5 protein-coding genes are annotated in these 6935 nt (G+C 40.3%); all 5 read right to left on the bottom strand.

The window, feature by feature from the left end; all coding sequences use genetic code 11:
• Positions 1-33 precede the first annotated feature (33 nt).
• Complete coding sequence (locus tag ACYVGO_RS06265) at positions 34-657, bottom strand: hypothetical protein (RefSeq protein ID WP_460968387.1); 624 nt, start codon at positions 655-657, stop codon at positions 34-36.
• A gap of 35 nt (positions 658-692) precedes the next feature.
• Entirely contained in the window at positions 693-2072 is a 1380-nt protein-coding gene (locus ACYVGO_RS06260) for a sugar transferase (RefSeq protein WP_460968385.1), read from the bottom strand.
• 180 nt (positions 2073-2252) lie between these two features.
• Entirely contained in the window at positions 2253-3794 is a 1542-nt protein-coding gene (locus tag ACYVGO_RS06255; RefSeq protein ID WP_460968383.1) for a capsule assembly Wzi family protein, read from the bottom strand.
• A gap of 174 nt (positions 3795-3968) precedes the next feature.
• Positions 3969-4508, bottom strand: a complete 540-nt coding sequence (locus ACYVGO_RS06250) for a T9SS type A sorting domain-containing protein (protein ID WP_460968381.1) — start codon at positions 4506-4508, stop codon at positions 3969-3971.
• A gap of 1 nt (position 4509) precedes the next feature.
• On the bottom strand, positions 4510-6315 hold the full coding sequence (locus tag ACYVGO_RS06245) for a TMF family protein (protein WP_460968379.1): 1806 nt from the start codon (positions 6313-6315) through the stop codon (positions 4510-4512).
• Positions 6316-6935 lie beyond the last annotated feature (620 nt).

Genomic DNA, 6935 nt, shown 5'->3' with positions numbered 1-6935 from the left:
TTATACGCACAGGCCGCTATTCCCGAAACCGAATCATTTGGGTCCAGTCGCTTTCCGATTCCAACGGCCATAAATATATAACTGATGCAAATAAGAGCCTGTCACTAATCGGTCTGAGTTCTCAAACCAACCGTGTGCAAACGCTCCCATCATAGAGACTACGCCTTTCGTAAAAGGGAGTGGCGTGTATGTAGGCAAGCCGATCTGAATTTTAGGTATCGGAAGCGCATTGCCTGACCAGGCATAAGCCCCTGTTGTTAGAAGCGTGTCAACCAAGCCAACCATCTCTTTCCGACGACCAGCATAGAGTTCAAAAGCGCCAAAACGAGCTTTTATGTATGCTTCAGGAAGAAGAAATTGAGTAGACGTACCAAGATTAGCTACTACATTCACGCCATAACCCCAATCCATTTTTGGTTTATAACCCGTACTGTCAATAGGCTGATAATCTGATCGAAATCCAGCATTTAAGCGTAAAGTGGGATTCTTTAGAGGAACTGTTCCGTATTGATTGGCACGCAGCCAAAAAGGTGTTTGTGCTGATGAACCCAAGCCACCTACCTCCAACTGATATTGATTAACTCGCTGCCCATACACTAACGTACAACTGGCAATTATGATTAACCCATACCAAATCCACAAAAACAGAAATCTCATAGAAGCTAGGTCGATTATATAACAAGCAGCAGCAATTACTTGCCACGGCCCTGTGCCATTACCCGAAGCGTTTGGGCAATAATCCACATATCGAACAAGAATGACCGGCGTTTGGGATAAAGCAGATCATAGCGTAACCGCTGCACCATTTCATCAATGCTGGCGGCATACCCATATTTAATCTGACCGATGGAGGTAATACCAGGTTTTACACTCAATAGGGAACGATACTCAGGTGCTATCTCGACAATTTGATCAATGAAATACTGCCGTTCTGGTCTTGGTCCTACTACTGACATATCCCCAATGAGTACATTATAAAACTGAGGAATTTCATCAAGGCGAGTCTTCCGCATAAAGCGTCCCCAGGGAGTAATCCGGTCATCTAGCAACCCACCCGATAATACTGGTCCCGATTTTTCAGCATCAATATACATGCTCCGGAACTTGTATATTTTAAATGGTTTTCCTCCCTGGCCGATGCGTTCCTGTGCATAAAATATTGGCCCATGCGATGTAAGCCGTGTTATAGCCGCAATAATAATAAATAAGGGTAACCCTAGACCTAATGCTAATAATGAAAAGATAATATCAAATGATCGCTTAAATATATTGACTTGAAAATCGAAGATTAGCTCTGATGACAGATTCAGAACAGGTAATACATCATGGTATTCAATTGATGTGCTACGAGCTAAAAATCCCCTAAAGTCAACCAGTATCTTCACTTGGTAATCAAATACTTCTGCATTATCTACAACAGCTTTCAGTCGTTCGTTATTCATATAGGGCATACAGCAGTAGACACAATCAACTCGATTCGTGCGGGTATACTCTAAGAGGTTCTCGTATCCACCCTGGAGAAATTCAGCATTTTCTGGAGTTGACTCATCAAAATAGCCACAGAAATGAAAACCCATTTCCGGATGTGTATCATAAAACCCTCGGATTGTGTTTGCTAATTTACCATAACCAGCTATAATATACCGTCTGTTATTATAGCCCCTCGCCCTATATTCTTTAAGAAATAATACCCCCCCAACTCGAAAAGCACCCCCAAAAAAAAGAAAAAGTAAATAGGTAATAAGCAGATGTTCCCGGGAATAATAATAGCCCTGAATTGCCACCCAACAGACGGCAATAACAGCCACATGGACAAATGTCAATAGTAGCAATTGTCGTATTAAATGCCCAGACTTAAATAGTTGTCGAGGATATATATAAGGCCTTGCTAGTAGTATTTCAATTAACCAGATTATATTAAAAAGCCCCCAAAGCGAGGCATACGGAGCTTGCGATACGGCTTCCAAGGTCTGAAACTTCATCCAGTATGCACCTAAAAAAGCGGTATTAAGGCTCAGGAAATCAACGATTACATGAAGCGGAAAAAACAGTATGGAATAGCGATGCCTCATACCTTACGGGTTTACTCATCGAGGTTTGGATAATTAGTACCAGACCATGTACGCTAAAATAATAGATTAGGATGATGAGCGAGTACAAATATTATCTTACGGTTCAGAAACCGGACTGCAAATTAGCCACAAATCCCGTCTCAAAAAAGTCCAATATTTAAAATTACTCGTTTATTTGAATTACTTAGAATAGTTGGTAAGCCATAGCTTACGGATACTAATAAATGTACCAACACTATTCTGGTACAATGTACCAGAATCGACCGCTATATTCATAGTAAATTGAAGACCACCTAGTATGTCCAAAGGGGCCATTACACTTGCATAAGCTGAAAATTGATTACGAATAGTGGTATAAGGGTTGTTATAAGTACCCAGATTACGACTAAATGATAGTTTTGCTTGATAAGATATAGGACTCGACAATACTCGCCAACGAACCGGCAAGCTGCCAGCAATGCCTGCATGGAATACATAAACCCGATTATTACCAGTAAAAGTACCATTTGGGTATTGGTCCTGAGAGCCCAAGGCAGGTGGTATAAATGGTGTACCTACTGTATGCTGCCGGTAAGCCCATCCATCCCGATACTGTTGGTGATTAAAATAATCGTCCTTCCCTCTCCGATCGGGGTCATCAATAACAAATTCGGGTCCCCCCTGGCTAGTTGTGTTTAAAAACTCAAGCAATATATCGCGCACTATAGCTTTAGGGTCATTCCGCCTAATACGCATGCCATTCAGACCATCAGCAATATTAATTAAGTAGAATAGCGAACCATCTTCATAAATGTTCTGGCGATAGAAATACAGTGTATGCCTTACTAAATCAACCTCAACAGCCAAATCAACCGAGCCAAGGTGATTCCCGATTCGATTAGTCAGGTCAAAATAATTGTATTGGGAGGTATCTGTATTTCGAGGGCTAAGGGTTGACACAACATAAAAATAATTCAGTAAGCCCGATGGTAGTTTCCCATCTGTCTGAATGGAAGAAGGTACATTTGTGGGGTCAGCTATCTTACCGCCCCATACAACCTGATGATTTACCCCACCATACACGCGTATCACATCTTGTTGCCGTCCAAAACGGAGGTACAATGATTTTTGGTGTAACATTGAGTTTCGAATGTATCCATTCGCGTCCATATAACCATGCGCAAATGTACCCTGAACAGCTACCCAGCCCTTCGTAAAACCAATAGGTGTAAAAACTGGAATTGATATCTGAATTTTGGGAATAGGCATGGCGTTACCAGACCAAGCATATGAGCCTGTTGACAGAGTCGAATCAGCTAATCCGAACTTCTCTCGCTGTCGACCTATGTAGGCTTCAAAAATACCCCGACGTACTTTTACATATGCTTCAGGAAGTAGTACATTTCTTTCGTAAGGGAGTTGGTTCTGAGCCTTATTAGCAACAATATTTAACCCATACCCAAAGTCATATTTTGAGTCACGCCAACGACCTGTACTATTTCTCTTGGTATCATAATCACTATATATACCGGCTCGAAACGTTGCTACAGGCGAGCGATTTGGAACAATTCCATATTGATTCGCCCGGAGCCAAAAAGGTGTTTCAGTTGACGAAGCTATATATGTGCCTATTTCGGCAGAATACTGAGAAGGCTTACGAATAGGCTGAGCCAGTAAAGAAAGAGGAGCAATTACTACTAAAAATAATGTGGCTAATAGACCTGACTTTGAGCAAGTATGCATTGAGTGTCGGGTAGAACGTTAATAATAAAGGCACAATAATAATGCCGCGCGTTCATCTTTATTGCAAATGTCTTCACTTTCTGAGATTATGGTAAATCATTCCCTGGTTTATTAATACAAAAAAGACCCGTGTCTTGGCTGCGGGTCTTTTTTGTATTAATAAAGCCTTACTGGTTACTTTTTCACAACACGTATAACTGCTCTCTGCTGATTGGATTCAATAACTGGAATATATACACCATCAGTTAACGAATCGGGTTTCCATTCTATACGGTGTTGCCCTGCAGACTGGTTTTCATCTTTCACTAGTTGTCCTACAATTTTACCCTGCGAGTCTGTGATCCACAAGTTTACCTTTCCATCTGCAGGCAGGTAATAATCAATCATAGTTGATTGGTCAAAGGGATTAGGAAACGCCTTCAATTGTAAAGCGAGTTCTCCGCCTGTTGCAACTGGTTTAATATCCGCAGTGAATACACTACCCACCTGAGCTTGAAAGCCAGGCAGCAATTTTATGGATTGGCCTGCCTGATAACTAACCGTGCTTCGGGCACTTACTACATTAACAGCCTCTATCGTTTCAACGGCTTGCTCCAAGAATTGGCCTGACTTTTCATAGCTGATTTGAATACGTAATGATTTTGGTGGAATCTGCGCTAAAGCGAAGGCCGTTATGCAGCATCCTATACATGTTAGTAGTAGTCGAAGTTGCATATCATTTACGGGTTTTAGTTTGCTGCTTATTTATACGGCGCTCCAATTGGTCGCTTTTTTGTTTTAACGCATCGTTCTGCTTTTTCAACTCTATCACATACAACGTTAGTTCTTCTACTTTTTCAAGAAGTTTAGCCTGCATTTGGCCTACGTCAACGCCTTCTTTAACAACTTCTGTAGCAGACGGTACTCCGGGGAGATGTTTCTCTTGTTTTATATAATCCTCAACTTGACGAAGACTACGTAATTTATAGGTATGTTCAAATACTCGATCTGACCAATCACTTGTGCTCTTTACAGCCACCTTCACCTTCTCTGTTAAAATACCATCCTCCACATAAAGTCGGTAACCCGCTGGCGTTTTAGTTATGCCCGTTCCTATTATAACACCTCCAACATTCGTATTGTTAATGGTATTACCATTTGCTAACCAAAATCCATCACTTTCCGCAGCGGCCGTCCGTACATTAGGCGTACCGGATGTGGCAAGAATCACATCCCCATTTGAATTAACGGTCAAAAATTTATTTGTTATAGCTGTCGTACTAACTGTGCTGGTCAGATTGGTCAGGCGTAAACCACTGTTCCCGGCTGTGCCCTGAGTAATTTCCAATTTATTGGCTGGTAGTGATGTGCCAATTCCTACATTGGCATTACTGCCCAATACAATTGAGTTGCTCTGACTAACAATTGCATTGGCTCCTATGGCAGCGGCATTAGTTAGATTTGTGGGGTTAACAGTGCCGGCTTTAGCTCCATAGCCAATGAATACGTTGTCTGTCCCCGTCTGGTTGTTCAAGCCTGAGTACTGACCAATAGCAGTGTTGCGTTGTCCGGTTGTATTATGGAGAGCGGAGCCATCCCCAAGGGCCGTATTGCCATTTCCCGAAGAATTATTCTGACCTGAAGAGTTGCCTATGAATAAATTAAGGCTGCCAGAACTATTTCCATAACCACTAAAAGAGCCCATAAATAAATTCGAACCTCCCTGAATGTTACTAAAACCTGCACTTGGCCCAATAAATACATTATTACTAGCCGTTGTACCATTGGCCCCAGCTAGATAACCCATATATAAATTATCAGAACCTGTTGACGTTAGTTCACCTGCTCTAACTCCGACAAATACATTATTATTTGCTGACGTACTATTTTGGCCTGCTGAATGGCCTAAAAAGAGGTTATTGTTCCCTATAGTACTTGCATTACCAGCTCTAGTACCAATAAATGTATTTTTAATTCCGCTATTATTACTTACTCCAGCCAATGATCCAATAAATACGTTTTCTGCCCCAGTTGTGTTGGATGATCCAGCATCTGCCCCAATAAAGGTATTTTCAGTACCCGTTGTATTGGAATATCCAGAGCCAGTACCAATGAATGAATTATTATTTCCTGTGGTATTGAAATAACCAGCTCTATTGCCTAAAAATGCGTTATTGTATCCTGTGGTATTTGTGTAGCCCGCTTCAGCTCCAGCAAAAGTGTTATTATTTCCACTTGAGTTGGCAAAGCCAGCACTGTAGCCTAAGAATGAATTCTTCTGCCCTGATGAATTTTGACTACCTGCTGAGGCCCCAATAAATATATTTTGGGTGCCAGCCATATTGAGTATTCCCGCCCCACGACCAATTATTAAATTACTCGCTCCGCTCATGTTAAGGTTACCTGCCCCAACTCCAACTAATGTGTTATCAGACCCAGGAGTGGCTGATGACGGTGTAGTTGCTACATAATTAGTTTGAGCTAAGACACTACAATTCAGCATAATGCTGAAGGTGCTAAAAAGTAAAAATATTGTTCTCATAACATAAATGATAGTAAAATAATATGATTCGTAGTTTAATTTCATAAATTAAGCAAAATATATACCACTTTCAAAAAAGTTAATCCCAATTATGAAATAGTAACCTTGCCTAACTCTCTTACAGTCAAGCAATCTCACCTAACTATCAAATTCCGATTTATGCTTTTAACAGACGAAATCAAAAATACGCTGGCTATCAACAACTTATCTAATCAAAATGAGTAACGATCGGAACATATTGAAATGTCTACCGCTAATATTATTGTTATTTAGTAATATAAGGAATTTTTATTTCTAGCTACAAACTTAATATACTAATGAAATATTATACAATAGCAAATATTTAACACAAATACTTCATTATCAATAATTTATCCCTTTTTCAATCATAATACATTTGAAACTGATCAAAATCCGGGTTTAACTATCAAAGATCATGCCCAGCTGAAACTTTTACAATATACTGCAACCTTACTACTGAATCACGAACAGGGCCGCCCGACGGTTGTTAGTTGATTTTATTTTCTATTTTTTTGACCACTTTCTATTTTCTTTAATACTTGTTCTTTCGTTCGATCATTCAGCGGTTGATGAAAATATCGACAATTGTAAAAATTAAA

The sequence above is a fragment of the Spirosoma migulaei genome (assembly GCF_054776855.1).
Note: the sequence above shows the minus strand (reverse complement) of the source record. Positions and strands in the feature narration are given on the sequence as shown.

Excerpts from the sequence above, each read along its gene's own strand:
- ACYVGO_RS06260 (WP_460968385.1), bottom strand. The coding sequence starts at position 2,072 with ATGAGGCATCGCTATTCCATACTGTTTTTTCCGCTTCATGTAATCGTT.
- ACYVGO_RS06245 (WP_460968379.1), bottom strand. The coding sequence starts at position 6,315 with ATGAGAACAATATTTTTACTTTTTAGCACCTTCAGCATTATGCTGAAT.
- ACYVGO_RS06265 (WP_460968387.1), bottom strand. The coding sequence starts at position 657 with ATGAGATTTCTGTTTTTGTGGATTTGGTATGGGTTAATCATAATTGCC.
- ACYVGO_RS06255 (WP_460968383.1), bottom strand. The coding sequence starts at position 3,794 with ATGCATACTTGCTCAAAGTCAGGTCTATTAGCCACATTATTTTTAGTA.
- ACYVGO_RS06250 (WP_460968381.1), bottom strand. The coding sequence starts at position 4,508 with ATGCAACTTCGACTACTACTAACATGTATAGGATGCTGCATAACGGCC.